We start from the raw sequence: 16,493 nt of genomic DNA, 5'->3' as shown, positions 1-16,493 counted from the left end.
CCCCTCCCCCCGCCAGTTACTGATCTTCGGCCTGCTCGCGGCCTTGGTGTTCACCCTCATCACCTACCGACTGGCCACGCGCGTGAGCCAACCCATCGAGATGCTGGCCAAGGCCATGCGGCACATCGAGCGGCGCGACCGTCAACCGGTCTACCCCGAGGAGAAAAAGCAAATCAAAGAAATCCGCGAGCTGAGCGCCTCCATCCAGTCCATGACGGGAGCGCTGCTGCGGCACGAGACCGAGCTGGAAACACTCAACGCCTCCCTCGAACAGCAAGTGCATGAACGGACCGAGGCGCTGTCCATCGCGAACCAGGAATTGGAACGTTTGGCCACCGTGGACGGTTTGACTGGAGTCCATAACCGTCGGCGCTTCGATGCCCGCATCAAGGAGGCATTTCAGCTGTTGGGCCGCAGCGAGCGTGGATTTGGCCTGCTGCTGCTCGACATCGACCATTTCAAGTCCATCAACGACCGCCACGGCCATCAGGCAGGTGACGAAGTGCTGCGACGCCTGGGTCAATTGCTCACTCAATCAACACGGGTCACCGACTTCGTGGCCCGCTACGGCGGCGAGGAATTCGTGGTGTTGCTGCCCGAATGCATGGACCCCAATGAAGGCTGGGCCGTCGCCGAGAAGATCCGCGCCGCCGTGGCGGCGACGCCTTTTCCAGCGGTCGGACAGGTCACGGTCAGCGTGGGACTGAGCCTCGCGCACAGGGACGACGCCAGCGCCGAGGCGGTGATCAGCCGAGCGGACCAGGCCCTGTACGAAGCCAAGGCCCAGGGCCGTAACCGGGTGCTCGCGCGCTGAGTGCGTGCTGAGTGCGTGCTGGCCGAACTTGCCCTGGGGCTCAGGGGCGGAAACGCCGCCAGGCTTTTTCGCCGATCCAAACAAAGACCACCAGGATCACGGCCTGCGTGAGGACGAACGGCGTTTCCTGCTGCGTGGGCGCGAGGCGCGCCAAGGCGGGAGTCTTGACGAACAACTGCACCATCAGCACGAAGGCGTTGAGGTACAGCGCCGTGATCGCCGTCACGACGTAAACGCGTCGCCAGCCGCCCTGCATCTTCCTGGCGTAGCGCGCGTAAACGCAGAGGGCCAGGGCCAGCAGGGAAATCGCGCCCACGATGTGCGAAGGCAGCAGCTTTGGGGCCGGAAAACCGTAACCGGTGATGCTGGTGGCGATGGTGGTGGACAGGAAAAAGGCGGTCCAGCCGTCCAGGCGCGCGCCAGAGACCAAACCGCCGGCGACCACGAGGCCCGCGATGAGGCCCAGCACGCTGAGCAGGACGTGGATGAGGGTGAAGGTCGTCAGGTCAAAAGGCATGGGAACTCCCGTCTGTTGGCGGTGGGGCCGTTATAGCAAGACCGGGCGGGCAGCGCCATCCTTGGCGCCGCAGCATGGCGCGCACGCCACACCAGGGTCAGCCCCAAGCCGCAGCGCTTTCGCGAACGGGCGGCCCGCCGGTTTCAAGGCCGCTGGAAGGATCGTCGCGCCCGTTCGACGCGGTCGCGGATCACGCAATCCCTCGCATGGTCGTTCACCAACCCCATGGCCTGCATGAAGGCGTACACCGTCGTCGGCCCCACGAATTTCCAGCCCCTTTTCTTCAGCTCCTTGGAGAGGGTCACCGAAACCGGCGAAGTCGATTGCGTCTGGGGCTCGGCCAGGGTACGGGGGTCGGGTTCATGGCGCCACACGAAGGCCGCCAAGGACCCCTCCTGATCCACCAGTTCTCGCATGCGCTGCGCGTTGTGGATGACGGCCTCGATCTTGCCGCGATGCCGCACGATGCCCGCATCGTCCAGCAGGCGCTGGACGTCGTCCTGGGTGTAGCGCGCGATCCGCTCGAAGTCAAACCCATGGAAAGCCGCGCGGAAGTTCTCGCGCTTGGCGAGAATGGTGCGCCAGCTCAACCCCGACTGGAATCCCTCCAGACTGAGTTTTTCGAAGAGGCGCTGGTCGTTTGCCACCGGCCGGCCCCACTCTTCGTCGTGGTAGGCCAGGTACTGCGGCGTGGCGCTGCACCAGTGGCAGCGGGGTTGCCCATCGGGCGCGATCCAGCTTGTGTTCATGATCAACTGATCCCCATCTCACTTCAACGCTCAAGACGCCCCGGGCCTGCTGCTGACTATATAGAAGAGAAGAGATCATCCAACCGGCCCAAACACAAGCGCCAGGGCAGGTACGGCACGGATCGGATCGGCTCGGGCACACTCCGATGCTCAAGCGGCTCAGCCGCGCCGCTCGAACATGGGCGAAGAGGCGCTGACCCATGCCAGATCGGCCGCGGCTTGACGCAGCGGTGCGCCCAGCTCCTGCATGCGGGCCGGCGTGAGCCGCTGCAAGGGACCGGCAATCGTGATCACGCCCAGGGCCTCGCCCCCACGACGCACGATGGGCGCGGCCATGGCCGACATGCCTGGCGCGTACGACTCCACGATCACGCTGTAGCCACGCTGGCGGTCCTCGTCCAGGATTTTCATCAGCGCCTTGTAGGTCGTGGGCGCCTTGGGGCCGTATTGCTTCGGACTGCCGAAACCCTGGGCCGCCACCAAGGTGGTCGCGCGTTCCTCGCTCAAGGTCATGAGCCAAGCGTGACCTCCCGCGCTGCAGGACAAACGCACATCGATGCCCATGTCCGGGTCGTAGCGCAGACCGGCGCGCGCGCCTTGGGCCTTGGCCACGAAGGTCAGGCGATCACCGTCTACCAGGGCCAGGCGCACCAGATCGCCCGAGGTTTCGGCCAGTCGCGCCATGATGGGCTGGGCCAGATCAACGATGCCCGTGCTGCCTAGAAAGTTCAGTCCCAGGGCAGGCAGCTTGGTGGTGAGGGCGTAGTCACCGTGCTCGCGCAGCTGCCGCGCATACCCACAACGCACCAACTCCTGAAGCAGCCGGTGGCAAGCACTGCGCGGCAGCCCCAAATCATCGGCCAAGGCAGCGAGCGGCAACCCTTGGGGTTGGGCCGCGAGTGTCTCGAGGATGAGCAAGGCGCGATCGACCGCGCCAACTGCCTGTCGCTCCGATTGATTTGACATTGTGAAATCAGATTCCTATGTGGAACAGCATTCAAGACTGCTTCCTATCATGCCCCAACACTGCCACGTGGCGGTGCGCCCCCTCACTATTCAGGAGACATTCAAGTGAAACTGCAATTCAAGGCGGCCTTGGTCGGCCTATCGTTCATGGTGGTCGCTGCCGCGGCCGGTGCGCAGGACATCCAGGACCGCGTGATCAAGTTCGGCCACCTGAACAATGCCGGCCATCCAACCAGTCTGGGCGTGCGCAAATTCGCCGAGATCGTCGCGACCACGAGCGGCGGCAAGATCAAGGTGCAGGAATTCCCATCCTCCCAACTAGGCAACGAACTGCAGCAACAGTCGGCTCTGCAAGGTGGCGTGCAGGAAATGCTGGTGGCCTCGACCACCTCGCTGAACGGCATCGTCAAGGAATTCGGCTTGCTCGACTTCCCCTTCCTTTTCGCCAATGCACGGCAGGCCGATGCCTTGGTCGACGGCCCGCTCGGGAAAATGCTCGCAGCCAAGCTGCCGGAAAAAGGTGTGGTGGTGCTGGGCTTCTTCGACCTGGGCTTTCGCAACGTCACCAACAGCAAGCGGCCCATCACGAAAGGCTCGGACCTGGAAGGCCTGAAGCTGCGCGTGATCCCCAACCCGGTGTTCCTGGAAACCTTCAAGACTTTCAAGGCCAACCCCGTGCCCATGGCCTTTGCCGAGCTGTATGGCGCGCTCGAAAGCAAGGCCGTCGATGGCCAAGAGAATCCCTTTGCCGTGATCGAGTCGAGCAAGATCTACGAGGTGCAAAAGTACGTGAGCGGCACCAACCACGTCTACGCGACCAATCCGATTCAGATCAGCAAGCGTTTCTGGGATCGCCTTTCGGCGGCCGAACAGAAACTGCTGCAGGACGCCGCGATCGAAGCGCAGAACTGGCAGCGCACGATCAGCCGCGAGGTTTCCAGCAAAGCCCTGGGCGAATTGCAAGCCAAAGGCATGATCTACAACGACATCGCGCCCGCGGAACTGGCCCGCATGCGTGCCGAGGTGCGCCCCGTTTACGAGAAGTTCTCCGCAGCCTATGACCCGGCCATCGTGACGCTGTTCAAGGCCGAACTAGAACGGATCTCGAAGCTGTGATTCCCATGAAGATCCTCGTCCTACACGGTCCCAACCTCAACTTGTTCGGGCGGCGCGAACCGCATATTTACGGGACCACGACGCTCGAACAGATCAACAGCATGCTGGCAGGTCTGGCCAGCGAGCTGGGCGTGACACTCGTGACGCTCCAGTCGAATCACGAAGGGGCATTGATCGATTTCCTGCACGAACACATCGATGCCGCGAACGGTGCGATCGTGAATCCGGCCGGCCTCACCCAGCACGGCGTGCCACTGCACGACGCGATCAAGGCCATGCCGTTCCCGGTGATCGAAGTTCACATGTCCAACATCGCCGCGCGAGAAACCTGGCGCCATCACTCGATCATTTCCCCCGCGGTGAAAGGAACGATCCAGGGCCTGGGGCGGCATTCCTATCTCCAGGGGCTGAGAGCCATCGTGGAGATCGTGCGAGACGGCCAAGCCGCCGTCGAAGCAGGCAAGAAGTCGTAAGCGGGTCAGCACTCGAATGAAAGGCTCGTCATGGCATTGACCGGCAAGGCGGTGGTAGCGATGTGGTGGCACATCGCGCCAGAGCAAAGGTGCGAATTCCTCGACTGGCACACCCACGAGCATTTTCCGGAGCGTCTGCATATCCCGGGTTTCCAGCGCGGCGCGCGCTGGGCCAGCGAGGACAACGACACCGGCTTCTTCGTGATGTATGAGCTCAGCGACCGGGAGGTTCTCGCTGGGCCCGCGTATCTCGCGCGCTTGAACGACCCGACCCCCTGGTCCGTGAAGATGATGCGGCATCACGCAGGCATGGTGCGCAGTCTGTGCCAGGTGACCGCCAGTGCCGGCGCAGGCGTCGGGCGCTACATGCTCACACTGAGGCTGACGCCGACAATGGAAGGAGCGCGGCAGTTGCGCACCCACCTGGAAGAGCTTGTCAACAAGCTACCAACGCGACGCGGCGTGACAGGCGCGCATCTTTTGGAGCGAGCGGATGTGGGCAAGGTCGCGCAGACGCAAGAGCAACGCATTCGAGGTCACGATCAAGCGGCGGATTGGGTATTTCTGGCATGCGGCTATCAGGCAGAGCCCTTGCGCGACCTGCTGGCCTCTGAGCTGGCACCGAACGCTCTCGAGCCACAAGGCGCTACGGCGCTTGATGAGAGTACCAAGGGTGCTCGTGCCGCAGGGCTCTATGGGATTTCCGCCACCCTATCGGCAGCCGAGGTGTGACACAAGCGCGGTGAACCTCTTGCGCGCGGCGCAGGTCGTGCGCACCGGATCCGATGCCTCACGCGAGGAAACGCAGACCCCGCCCCGGCGATTGCGGTAGGACCAGGGGCCAACCTATACTTCATGAATGAACGAACCAGTACAAAGCCGACGCGCCAGCACCGGTCGATCGGCGGCACCGGCGCGCAAGACCCCTGGGCGCACGAACGACCCAGAACGCACCCAGGCCGACATCCTGCGCGTGGCCGAGACGGAGTTTGGAGAAAAGGGCCTGGCCGGTGCACGCATCGACGAAATCGCCGAGGCCACGCGCACCAGCAAGCGCATGATCTATTACTACTTCGGCAGCAAGGAAGGCCTCTACCTTGCCGTGCTGGAAGAAGCCTATCGCCGGGTGCGCGACATCGAGTCCGAGCTGAAGCTGCAAGACTTGGAACCCGAGGAAGCGTTGCGCCGCCTCGTGGCCTTCACCTTCGACCACCATCTCGACCACGAGAGCTACATCCGACTCGTGATGTCCGAGAACATCCACCGCGGGCAATACCTGGCTCAGAGCCAGCGCATTCAGGAATTGAACGTGCCGGCGATCGCCGCGATCCGCAACCTCTACGAACGGGGCGTGAAGGCGGGCATCTTTCGCAAAGGCCTGGACCCGGTGGACATTCACGCCTCCATCTCGGCGCTGAGTTTCTTCAACGTGTCCAACCGGCACACCTTCGGCTTGATCTTCAAGATCGACATGACCGCGCGCAGCTACATCGCCCAGCGGCGCGACAACGTGGTCGAAATGATCGTGCGCTTCATGCGCAAAAACTGAAGCCACGCCTCGGTCGGGCGAGTCCTACCCGGGTTATCCCCGGTTGAAAAACTAACCAGTTCGTACAAAATGATCTTATGGAGACATCGCTGTGATTCAAAAACTGATCGACTTCATCCACCGGGCCTTCAACGTCCTGATGGTGCTGTGCCTGGGACTCATGGTTCTCATGGTCTTCGGTAATGTGGTGCTGCGTTATGGATTCAATTCCGGCATCACCGTGTCCGAGGAACTGTCGCGCTGGCTGTTCGTGTGGATGACCTTCCTCGGCGCGGTGGTGGGCGTGATCCAGCACGCGCACCTGGGCACCGACGCGCTGATCTCGCGGTTGCCGCTGAGGGGCCGCCAGCTGTGCTTCCTGGTTTCGCACTTGTTGATGCTGGGTGTTTGCTGGCTGATGTTCGATGGGGCGCGCCAGCAAACCCTGATCAACCTGCAATCAACGAGCGCCGTCATGGAAACCTCGATGGCATGGCTTTACGCACCGGGCATGGTGTTCGCCGTCTTGGCAGCCCTGATCCTCGCCCACGAACTGTGGAAGTTCTTCACCGGTCAGTTGCCTGACTCGGCACTGATCCACGTCACCGAATCCGATGACATGCCCCACGCGGTGATCTCGGGCGACGACAAAGCACGTCATCAACAACATCGGGAGCAAGCATGACCATCGCCATCTTCCTGGGCGCCCTGCTGGGTGCCATGGCCCTGGGGGTCCCGATCGCCTTCGGTCTGCTGGTGACCGGGGCCGCGTTGATGTGGCATCTGAACATGCTGGATGCGCAAATCCTGGCGCAGAACATCATTGAGGGCGCCAACAGCTTTCCCCTCCTCGCCGTGCCTTTCTTCATGCTGGCGGGCGAGATCATGAATGCGGGTGGCTTGTCCCGGCGCATCGTGGACTTCGCCATCAGTCTGGTGGGGCATCTGCGCGGAGGCTTGGGCTATGTGGCCATCATGGCCGCCGTCATCATGGGCGCGCTCTCCGGCTCGGCGGTGGCCGACGCCGCGGCCCTGGCCGCGTTGCTGCTGCCCGTGATGAGCAAGGCGGGTTATGACCGCGCCCGCTCCGCGGGGCTGATTTCGGCGGGCGCCATCATCGCCCCCATCATCCCTCCCAGCATTGGCTTCGTGATCTTCGGCGTCACGGCCAACGTGTCGATCTCCAAGCTGTTCCTCGCTGGCATCGTGCCGGGCCTGATGCTGGGCCTGGCACTGGCCTTCACCTGGTGGCTGCTCAGTCGCAAGGAACAGGGCCAGCTCAGGCCCCGCGCCAGCCTGGCCGAAGTGCGAAAGGCCCTCAAGGATGCCTCCCTGGCGCTGGGCTTGCCGGTCATCGTCGTGGTGGGCTTGAAGTTCGGCGTGTTCACGCCCACCGAGGCAGCCGTGGTCGCCGCCGTCTATGCCTTGCTGATTTCGACGCTGGTCTACAAGGAACTGAAGCTGTCGCAACTCTTCGGCCTGTTCCGGTCGGCGGCTCAGACCACGGCGGTCATCATGTTCCTGGTGGCTGCGGCGATGGTCGTGGCATGGCTGATCACGGTGGCCAATTTGCCAGGCGAGCTGATCAGCCTGCTGCAGCCTCTGCTGGATCGCCCCACCCTGCTGCTGCTGAGCATGATGGTCATCACCATGCTGGTGGGTACCGCGATGGACATGACACCGACCATCGTGATCCTCACGCCGGTCTTCATGCCACTGCTCAAGGCCGCGGGCATCGACCCCGTTTATTTCGGCGTGCTGTTCATGATCAACAACGCCATCGGTTTGATCACCCCACCGGTGGGCACGGTGCTGAGCACGGTGGCCGGCGTGGGCAAGCTCAGCATGGACGAGGTGACCAAGGGCGTCTGGCCTTTCATGATCGCCCAGTTCGCGCTGATGTTCCTGCTGGTCTTCTTCCCCAGCCTGGTCATGGTGCCCGCGCGCTGGTTCTACTGATTTCCTCGCGGCTGCGGCATCAGGGCACGCCACCGCAGCCGCCTTCGTCACGGGCGTCCCAGAAAAAACGGAGACCAACCATGAAGCGACTCTTCCTCAAGACCCTGCTCGCCACCGTGACCGCCGCCCTGTCGGTCGCCGCACCCGGCCTGGCGCAGGCGCAAAGCAAGACCATCAAGTTCGTCAATCAGAACGCCAAGGGCCATCCCATCGTGCTGGGCATGGACAAGTTCGCCGAGATCGTCGAAGCCAAGTCTGGCGGCAAGCTCAAGGTTCAGGTCTTCCCCGGTGGTGCCCTCGGCAGCGACCAGGCCAATGTGTCCGCCTTGCAGGGCGGCACGCTGGAGATGGCGTCGATGAACTCGGGCATCTTCGCCAGCCTGGTCAAGGACTTCGCCATCTACGACTTCCCCTTCCTGTTCGCCAACCCAGCCGAGGCGGATGCCGTGGTGGATGGCTCCTTCGGCAAGAGCCTGCACGCCAAGCTGGAAGAAAAAGGCCTGGTGGGTCTGGGCTACTACGAACTCGGCTTTCGCCACATCACCAACAGCAAGCGCCCCATCACCAAGGTCGAGGACATCGCGGGCCTGAAGCTGCGCGTGATCCCCAACCCGATCAACATCGACTGGGTGTCCGCCCTGGGCGCGAACCCCACGCCCCTGCCCTTCCCCGAGCTGTACGCCGCGCTGGAGCAAAAGGCGGTGGACGGTCAGGAGAACCCGGTCGCCACGATCAACGGCGCCAAGCTCTACGAGGTTCAGAAGCACCTGGCCCTGACCTACCACCAGTACAACCCGCAGTCCATCGTGGTCAGCAAGAAGTTCTGGGATGGTCTGTCCGCCGATGAAAAGAAAATCGTGCAAGACGCGGTGAACGAATCGATCAAGTACCAGCGTGAGCAATCCCGCGCCCTGGCCGGCAGCTTGCTGGAGACGCTCAAGAAGAGCGGCATGCAAGTCACTGAGCTGAGCGCCGCCGAAGTGGCCAAGCTGCGCGAGAAGATGAAGCCGGTGATCGCCAAGCACTCCGCCAACGTGGGCGAGGCCACCGTCAATGCCATGATGGCCGAGCTGAGCCGCCTGCGCAAGTAAACCCGCGCCCCACACGACACGCAGCATTCCAATGAACGCACGAGTATTCCAGGGCGCCCTGATCGATGGCAACACCGAGCTGATCGCCCATCTGGGTTTCCCCACCCACAGCTTCAAGGCACCGCTGATCTACAACCCCTACTTTGAATCGGTCGGGGTCAACGCGGTGGTGGTGCCCATGGGCTGCCGGCCTGAATCGTTCGCCGGGGTGTTGCGCTCCGTCTTCCAACTCGAAAACATCCGCGGTGCCCTGATCACCATGCCCCACAAGGTCAGCACCGTGGGCCTGCTCGACGAGGTCACGCCCACGGCGCGCGTCGCGGGAGCCTGCAACGCCGTCAAGCGCCTGAGTGACGGTCGGCTTGCCGGAGACATGTTCGATGGCGAAGGCTTTGTGCGCGGCATTCGCCGCAAGGGCTTGGCGCTCGATGGCGCCAGCGCCTTGGTGGTGGGCAGTGGCGGCGTGGGATCGGCCATTGCCGCTTCACTGGCCGCCGCGGGCGTGGCCCGGCTGGCTCTGTACGACGTTCAGTCGGCCAGCGCCGAGGCCCTGGCGCTGCGCCTGCGCACCGAATACCCCACGCTGGTGGTGGAGACCGGCGGCAAGGACCCCGCGGGCTTCGACCTGGTCGTCAACGGCACGCCCTTGGGCATGAACGCCGGCGATCCGCTGCCCGTTGATGTGGAACGCCTCTCGCCGCGCACTTTCGTGGGCGAGGTCGTGATGCGCACGGAGATGACGGCTTTCCTGGCCGCGGCGCAGGCCCGGGGCTGCCCCGTCCAGGTTGGCACGGACATGCTGTTCGAGATGATCCCGGCCTATCTTGAATTCTTCGGCTACCCCAGCACCACGGCCGAGAACTTGCGCGCCGTGGCGCGTCTGAATACCCCGCGCCTGCATTCCTGAATCTGCCCGACGGAGGCCCCCATGAGCGATCTGCTGCCACCACCCGAACACGCAAGGGAACCCTTGCAAGCCTCTTACAGCGACGAGGCCAACCCCATCGGTCTGGATGGCGTTGAGTTCATCGAGTACGCCACCGCCCAGCCCCAGGCGCTGGGCCAGGTGCTGGAGATGATGGGGTTCTATCCGATCGCGCGGCATCGCTCGCGCGAAGTCACGCTGTACCGGCAGGGCGAATTGAACATCGTCGTCAATGCCCATCCCGCCGACGTGGCGGGGTCGACCCACGGCGCCGATTGGCCCAGCCTGAGCGCCATCGCCCTGCGCGTGCGTGATGCCCGCGCCGCCCGCGCCTACGTGCTCTCCCGGGGCGCCTGGGAGGTGCCGACCCACCCCGAGGCCATGGAGCTGAACATTCCGGCGCTGCACGGCGTGGGCGGCAGCCGCATCTACCTGGTGGACCGCTACCAGGATTTCTCCATCTACGACGTCGACTTTCTGCCGATCCCCAACGCCCGGCCCGCCGATCCGCCGGTGCTGCCTGGCCTGCACTTTTTCGGCGTGGTGCAGTACATCGGCATCAACCGCGCCTACGATTGGATCGAGTTCTACACCACGTTGCTCGGTGCGCGCCTGATCCCGGACGAGCAACGTTTCGGCATCATGCCGGCCGGTAAGCTGATGCAGTTGCCGACCCGGCAAGCTGGTCCGGCCTTCATGCTCCAGCTCATCGAACCGACCTTCGACGCGCCGGACAACCGTGAAAGCCTGCAACGCATCGGCCTGGGCGTGCCGGACGTGCTGGCGGCGGTGAAGGCCTTGCGCGGTCGTGGCGTGGAGTTCGTCGAGAGCCCGGCGGCCCACACCGAGCAGCGCGGCGCCCTCACCAAGGCCTACCTGGGCGGCGTCGTGTTCGAGCTGGTCCATTCCCAGGCCGGAGTGGCGCCATGAAAGACCAGCGCAGCATGGAGGAAGCCATCCGAGGCTTTGGCACGGACACCATCACGCTGGCCGGGCCGCTGAAGGCCAAGCTGCAGGCCACGCGCGAGGCGGGATTCAGCCAGATCATGCTCAAGGCCAATGACCTGGTCGGCCATCCCGAGGGCTGGCGCGCCGCGGTGAGCGAGGTGCGCGAGAGCGGTCTGCGCGGCACGGGGTTTCAGGTGCTGCGCGACTTCGAGGGACTGAGCGGCCACCTGCACGAGTACAAGGTCGACATCGCCAAGACCATGCTCGAGATGTGCGCCGCGCTGGGCTGCGACGTGCTGCTGGCCTGTTCGTCCACCTCGACCCACGCCAGCCAGGACCTGGACCACATCGCGCGGGACCTGCACAAGCTCGCCATGCTGGCCGTTCCCCATGGCATCCGCATCGCCTACGAGGGGTTGTCGTGGGGGCGCACGGTCAACGAATACACCACGGCCTGGGACGTGGTCTGCCGCGCCGACGCGCCCAATCTCGGGGTCTGCCTGGACTCGTACCATATCCTGGCGGCCAAGACGCCCCTGGACGCGATCCAGGACATCGACCCGGACAAGATTTTCCTGGTGCAGCTGTCGGACTTCATGTGGCAGGAGACGCGCACCTTCGAGGAACGCATGGCCACGGCGCGCACCTACCGGGTCTTTCCCGGCGAGGGCGTGCACTCCGAACAGATCATTGAGTTGGTCCGCAAGATTGACCAACTGGGGTACAAGGGCGACTACAGCTTCGAGGTCTTCAACGACGACTACGTGCAGATGCCGCTGCCCATGGTGGCCGAGCGGGCGCGCAAATCGGCGCTTTGGCTGGCCGACGACATCCTGCGCAGCTCCATGCCAATGCCCAACCAGTTGCGGCTACGTACTCCACGGACGGCCTGAGGCCAAGGCAGACCGCACGGCACGCGGTGCCGCCGGTGTCAGACGAAGCGCGAGTCCGGCGAATCCTCGGGCCAATCTCGGATGTAGGCCTTGAGCAGCTTGTTCTCGAAGTCCTGCGCTTCCACCACGGCCTTGGCCACGTCGTAGAAGCTGATCACGCCCATCAGCATGTGCTTTTCCATGACGGGGGTGTAGCGGGCATGCCGCTCCAGCATCAAGCGGCGCACTTCGTCCAACTCCGTGTCCATGGCGCAGGTGTGCGGCGTGCTGTCCATGGCCGCGCGCACCCGCGTGTCACCCACGCTGCCCTTGTTTTTCACCACCTGCTGAATCACTTCGCGGAAGGTGAGCATGCCCACGAGCTTGCCCTGCTCCATCACGACCAGCGAACCGATGTCCTTCTCGGACATCAGATCGAGCGCGTTGGCCAAGAGATCCTCGGGCGAAATGGTGTAGAGCGTGTTGCCCTTGACACGCAGGATGTCGCTGACTTTCATGATGTTGTGCTCCTCGTCGTTCTACCGTGGACCGCCCACACAAGGCCCCGCACGGCCTTGCGGGCTACTGGGCCGCCGCTTGCTCGGCCAAGTGTCGCATGAATTCCTCGGCATCGGCCTTGAGTATGCTCTCTGGATAAGTTTTCGCAAACTCCGCGAAAACCGCCCGCGCTTGGACCTTCTGGTCGGATTCCGCCAGGGCCACGCCCTTCTGGAAAGCCTCCAGTTCCGCCGCGTCGATGGTTTGCGGCTTGGCTTCGCCCTTCCAGTACACATCGGCGGCCGCGACGGCGGAACCACGCACGCCCCCCACCGCGGTCGAGGTGCTGACCTGCTTTTGCGGCGTCAGTTGCTCCACCTTCATGCGCAGCTTCTCCAGAAAGCCCGACATATTGCCCGCCGGAGCCACCGACCCAGGGGGCGCTGCTGCTGGTGCTGGCGTCGCAGCGGGGCTTTGCTGAGCCTGGGCCGGCCCGATGAGCAGGGCGCACAGCGCGCCCAAGGCGAGCAAGGCCCCGGTCGTCGGGACTTTGCGCGATACAGGGAAAGATGGCATGAGGGTTTTCCTCCAAGGGGAATGCATGATCACGGTCCGGCGCTCAGGACTTGGCCTCGCCGGTCGCGGCGGTGGCGGGATTGACCGCGGGCACGGCTGGGGACGAAGCAGGCGGGGCAGCCGGCGTCGTGCTCAAGGTGTTCATCAACTCCAGCCCCAAGGCCTTGTACTTGTTCGCCACGGCCGCATCGATCTTCTGCGCCTGGTCATAGGCCTGCTTGGCCTGCTCGATGTTCTTGCCGGCGCGGTGGGCGCGGGCCAGGTTGATCAGGATCTCAGCGTCCTGCGGGTCGGCCTGCGCGGCATCGGCGTAGAACTGCTGCGCCTGCGGGAACTGGTCCTCCAGCATGTGAAGATTGCCGAGGTTGTTCAGGGCGGCGGCATCCTTGGGGTTCAGCTCCACCGCCTTGGTGAAGTACTTGCGCGCCTCGGCGTGGTCACCCAGGTGCGCCAGGATGATGCCGACCTGCAGGTGCGCGTTCACGTCCTTGGGATTGGCCTTGATGGCCTGCAAGTAGCCGCGCGTGCGCGTCTGTGAACTGATCTTGAGCACCGAACCCATGTCGTTGGGAAAACGCTTCTCGACCTCGTCGCGGCGCACTGCATGGGGCTGCCACTCGTCCTCGGGCAGGCTCGCGGGCTTGAAAGTCTGCCAGGCCGTGTGGATGTCGAACACCTCGAAGCCTGGCTTGCCCTTGGCCTTGTAGTAAGTCTTGGCGCCGTCTTCCCAAGCCTGGTTGAAGGACTTGCCGACCAGGGTGGCTTCCACCGGAATCCACAGCATGCCTTCGTGCGCCACGTACATCTCGTTCATGGTGTAGCCATCGGCCGGGGCTTCCACGCCGGTGTTGAGCATCAGCAGCATATGACCAGGCACCAGCAGCACGCGGGTCGAGATGCCCAGGCTCTCCAGCGAGGCGGTGTACAAACCCACCAGGTCATCGCAGTCGCCCGAGCGGCGGCGCAAGGTCTCGCGCGGGTACTGGATGTAGTCCACGATGGAGACGTTGTTCGAGGTCTTCTGGTAGGGGTTGGTCGGGTCCTGCACATAGGTCAGACCCAGCACGCCCAGGGTCTGGAAGAGCGCGGCCGCGATCAGCGTGGGCTCCTTCACGGCGCCGAACTCCGAGGCCACCGAGCGGGTGAAATTGACGATCAGCGGGTCCTTGGGCGTGATGAAGGCCGCGTAACGCCCGGGCTCGTCCCAGCTCATGCGGTGCTTGTCGTAGATGCTGATGGTGCGCACCTGGCTGAAGGTCTTGGCCTGGCCTTCGGCGAAATAGCTGGCCTCCAGCTTGGCCTGCACCGGCGTGTCTTCGGTCAGGCTCAGGATGCGGTTGTTGAACACCGCCTTCAAGGGCACCTCGGCGCTGGCCCCCGGCTCCAGCAGGGCCAGGCGCTGCTCGGTCGGGAAATCCATGAAGGTGTTCAACACGAAGCTGACCTTGACGTTGGTCAGCGGCGACGTTGTGTTGTTGGTCAACTTGACCGTGCCGACACCATCTTGCTCATAGAGCTTGTAGCTGTTGGAGAAGACATTGGCGAGTTGGGTGGCGTCGATCTCCAGCGGCGGGCGGGTGTCCACTTGGGTCTTGGCCTGGATCAGGCGCTTTTCCGACTCCAGTCCGTCGACGCTGACCGCGCTCAGCCAGTAGCTGTAGTCGGTGCTGGAGGCCAGCTTTTCGCGCCGGAATTCGGACACCGAGCTTTCCGCCACTTGCTTGAACTTGTCGCCGTCCTTCTCGTAAAGACGGTAGGCGGAGACCATGTCCATGGGCTTCCAGTGCAGGTGCAGGCTCGACGGCGTGGCATCGGCCAGCACCTCGTCCGGCGGCGGCGGCGTGTACTTCAAGGCGGCCGCGGCCACCACCGGGCTGAGTCCGCCCTCCTGGGCTTCGGCGACGGTCGTCGACGCGACCCGGTAGTGGTACTTCACGCCAGGCTGCAGTCCGGTGTCGGCATAGGCCGTGCTCGGGCTCACACCCACCCGCTCCCACGGACCGCCCTCCTGCTCCGAGCGGTAGACCGCGTACGCACCGACGTAGTTCAGAGGCGAGGCGGTCCAGCTCAGCGCGACGCCGTGCACGGCGGGCGCGGCCTTGACGCCCTGCGGCGGCTTGGGGCGATAGCCCGTGGCGAAGAGTTGCACGCGCGCCTGCTCGCCGTCCGCGATGAAGAAGGTGCTGGCGTCGCGCGCGGCGATGGCCTGCGCACGGGCCAGCTCACCGGCCTCCTTGCCCTCGGCGCCAAAGGTGCGAACCAGGCGGCCGGCCTGATCACCCTGTTGCCCATACACATGGACGCGGTCCGGCGACAGCACCAGGATTTCTTCCTGCGTCACCAGCAAGCCCTGCGGCTTTTGCAGGCGCTCGTCCTCGCGCGCCGGGTCGTTGCCGAACTCACGCTGCGGCGTGCCGTCGGCGCCGTACACCGTCACCGTGTTGCGGCCGCCATCGAGGACATAGAGATTGTCCTTGTCGTCGATGGCCAGCGCGGTGGGCTCGTCCAGCTTGTCCTTGAGTCCCTTGTCGATGACGCGGAAAAACACACCGTCCGGCGAGAAACCCTGAATGCGGCTGTTGCCGGTGTCGGCCACGAAGAGGCTGCCGTCACTGGCGAAAACGACATCCGCGGGCTCGTCGAACTGACCGTTGCGGCTGCCGCTGCGGCCGATGGTGAGCACCGGGTTGCCCGCGGCGTCGAGCTTGTGCAGCTTGTCGTTCTTGCGCTCCAGCATCCAGAGCGCACCGCTCTTGTCGTAAGCCAGCGCGGAGGGCTCCAAGCCCTTCTTGAGCTTGAGCTCGGTGGTCTTGCCCTCGGCCTGGAGCAGGATCACGTCGGACTTGCCACGCGCGACGCCGGCCAAGGTGCCCTTGCCGTCCCAGGCCAAGCGGCTGGCGGCCAGCGGCAAACTCTGGCGCACGCGCACCACCGGCGGAAGCTCGGCCAGTTCGGGCGTCACGGCCCGGGCAGCGGGCACCCGGAAGTGGTGCAGCAGGCCTTGCTGCGGGTCCCCGACATAGACGTTGCCGGAGTCATCGGTTTCAAACGCCAAGCCAGACAGGCTCATGAATTGCCCGCGGCCGTCTCCCTTGGAGCCGAAGTAACTGGGCTGTCCGCCCGCAGGCAGGTAGCGCTGGATGGTGAATTCGGCCGCGTCCGTGACGTAGGCGCTGCCGTCCGGCCCCATGAGCATGGCGGCGGGCTTGCCGTTCTTGGGCAGCACCCGCAGGAAGCGCCCGTCCGGCGCGTAGATCTTGACCTGGGAGCGGTCACTGAAGATGCCGCCCGCGGCGTCCAGCACATAGATCTGACCCTTGGGGCTGACCGCGACGCCCGTGGGCTGCTCAAGCTTGTAGGGCGACTTATCGACGTTGAGGGCCTTGTTCGCGGCATGGCGGTCGATGGCCAGCGACGACAGGTAGACCCCGTTGTCCCCGTACATCTGGATGCGGCGGGTG

At 64.3% G+C, this 16,493-nt stretch carries 17 protein-coding genes; 11 read left to right on the top strand and 6 right to left on the bottom strand.

Annotated features, from left to right (window positions below; translation table 11 throughout):
- A partial coding sequence (locus tag HGR_RS15135) for a GGDEF domain-containing protein (RefSeq protein ID WP_006299237.1) occupies positions 1–814 on the top strand: 814 nt, incomplete at its 5' end.
- A 40-nt stretch (positions 815–854) separates the two neighbouring features.
- Here the strand turns inward: HGR_RS15135 and HGR_RS15130 are convergent.
- The 3 genes from HGR_RS15130 to HGR_RS15120 form a co-directional block, all read right to left on the bottom strand.
- Positions 855–1,331 carry a hypothetical protein gene (locus tag HGR_RS15130; RefSeq protein ID WP_006299236.1) on the bottom strand — a complete coding sequence of 159 codons (477 nt, stop codon included), beginning with the start codon at positions 1,329–1,331 and terminating at the stop codon, positions 855–857.
- Between the two features lie 143 nt (positions 1,332–1,474).
- Entirely contained in the window at positions 1,475–2,080 is a 606-nt protein-coding gene (locus HGR_RS15125) for a DNA-3-methyladenine glycosylase I (RefSeq protein ID WP_006299235.1), read from the bottom strand.
- A gap of 159 nt (positions 2,081–2,239) precedes the next feature.
- Entirely contained in the window at positions 2,240–3,046 is an 807-nt protein-coding gene (locus HGR_RS15120; protein WP_006299234.1) for an IclR family transcriptional regulator, read from the bottom strand.
- A gap of 105 nt (positions 3,047–3,151) precedes the next feature.
- On the opposite strand from HGR_RS15120, the gene HGR_RS15115 reads away from it, so the two are divergent.
- The 10 genes from HGR_RS15115 (at position 3,152) to HGR_RS15070 (ending at position 11,979) form a co-directional block, all read left to right on the top strand.
- On the top strand, positions 3,152–4,162 hold the full coding sequence (locus tag HGR_RS15115) for a TRAP transporter substrate-binding protein (RefSeq protein ID WP_006299233.1): 1,011 nt from the start codon (positions 3,152–3,154) through the stop codon (positions 4,160–4,162).
- 5 nt (positions 4,163–4,167) lie between these two features.
- Complete coding sequence (locus HGR_RS15110; RefSeq protein ID WP_006299232.1) at positions 4,168–4,635, top strand: type II 3-dehydroquinate dehydratase; 468 nt, start codon at positions 4,168–4,170, stop codon at positions 4,633–4,635.
- A 30-nt stretch (positions 4,636–4,665) separates the two neighbouring features.
- A complete protein-coding gene (locus HGR_RS15105) occupies positions 4,666–5,367 on the top strand; it encodes a hypothetical protein (RefSeq protein ID WP_006299231.1) in 702 nt (233 codons plus the stop codon).
- A 127-nt stretch (positions 5,368–5,494) separates the two neighbouring features.
- Complete coding sequence (locus tag HGR_RS15100) at positions 5,495–6,184, top strand: TetR/AcrR family transcriptional regulator (protein WP_006299230.1); 690 nt, start codon at positions 5,495–5,497, stop codon at positions 6,182–6,184.
- 91 nt (positions 6,185–6,275) lie between these two features.
- Positions 6,276–6,848, top strand: coding sequence for a TRAP transporter small permease (locus HGR_RS15095; protein WP_006299229.1), 573 nt, complete (start codon positions 6,276–6,278; stop codon positions 6,846–6,848).
- Positions 6,845–8,122, top strand: a complete 1,278-nt coding sequence (locus HGR_RS15090; RefSeq protein ID WP_006299228.1) for a TRAP transporter large permease subunit — start codon at positions 6,845–6,847, stop codon at positions 8,120–8,122. Before HGR_RS15095 ends, HGR_RS15090 begins: the two co-directional genes overlap by 4 nt.
- Positions 8,123–8,202: 80 nt before the next feature.
- Positions 8,203–9,213 (top strand): TRAP transporter substrate-binding protein, encoded by a 1,011-nt coding sequence (locus tag HGR_RS15085; protein ID WP_006299227.1) that lies wholly within the window; start codon positions 8,203–8,205, stop codon positions 9,211–9,213.
- A 58-nt stretch (positions 9,214–9,271) separates the two neighbouring features.
- A complete protein-coding gene (locus tag HGR_RS15080; protein ID WP_039853819.1) occupies positions 9,272–10,120 on the top strand; it encodes a shikimate dehydrogenase family protein in 849 nt (282 codons plus the stop codon).
- Positions 10,121–10,141: 21 nt separating this feature from the next.
- Positions 10,142–11,068, top strand: a complete 927-nt coding sequence (locus HGR_RS15075) for a VOC family protein (protein WP_006299225.1) — start codon at positions 10,142–10,144, stop codon at positions 11,066–11,068.
- A complete protein-coding gene (locus HGR_RS15070) occupies positions 11,065–11,979 on the top strand; it encodes a sugar phosphate isomerase/epimerase family protein (protein ID WP_006299224.1) in 915 nt (304 codons plus the stop codon). The genes HGR_RS15075 and HGR_RS15070 overlap by 4 nt, the downstream gene beginning before the upstream one ends.
- Before the next feature lie 38 nt (positions 11,980–12,017).
- On the opposite strand, the gene HGR_RS15065 is transcribed toward HGR_RS15070, so the two are convergent.
- The 3 genes from HGR_RS15065 to HGR_RS15055 form a co-directional block, all read right to left on the bottom strand.
- Complete coding sequence (locus HGR_RS15065; protein ID WP_006299223.1) at positions 12,018–12,476, bottom strand: CBS domain-containing protein; 459 nt, start codon at positions 12,474–12,476, stop codon at positions 12,018–12,020.
- A 64-nt stretch (positions 12,477–12,540) separates the two neighbouring features.
- The gene (locus tag HGR_RS15060; RefSeq protein ID WP_138922563.1) at positions 12,541–13,032 is read right to left on the bottom strand and encodes a hypothetical protein; all 492 of its coding nucleotides are present in this window, start codon (positions 13,030–13,032) and stop codon (positions 12,541–12,543) included.
- Positions 13,033–13,075: 43 nt separating this feature from the next.
- Positions 13,076–16,493: tetratricopeptide repeat protein (locus tag HGR_RS15055; protein WP_006299221.1), on the bottom strand; the 3,418-nt coding region annotated here is incomplete at its 5' end.

It is taken from the genome of Hylemonella gracilis ATCC 19624 (assembly GCF_000211835.1).
GTDB classification, from domain to species: domain Bacteria; phylum Pseudomonadota; class Gammaproteobacteria; order Burkholderiales; family Burkholderiaceae_C; genus Hylemonella; species Hylemonella gracilis.
The sequence above is the reverse complement of the archived record's forward strand: the minus strand, read 5'-3'. Positions and strand labels throughout refer to the sequence as shown.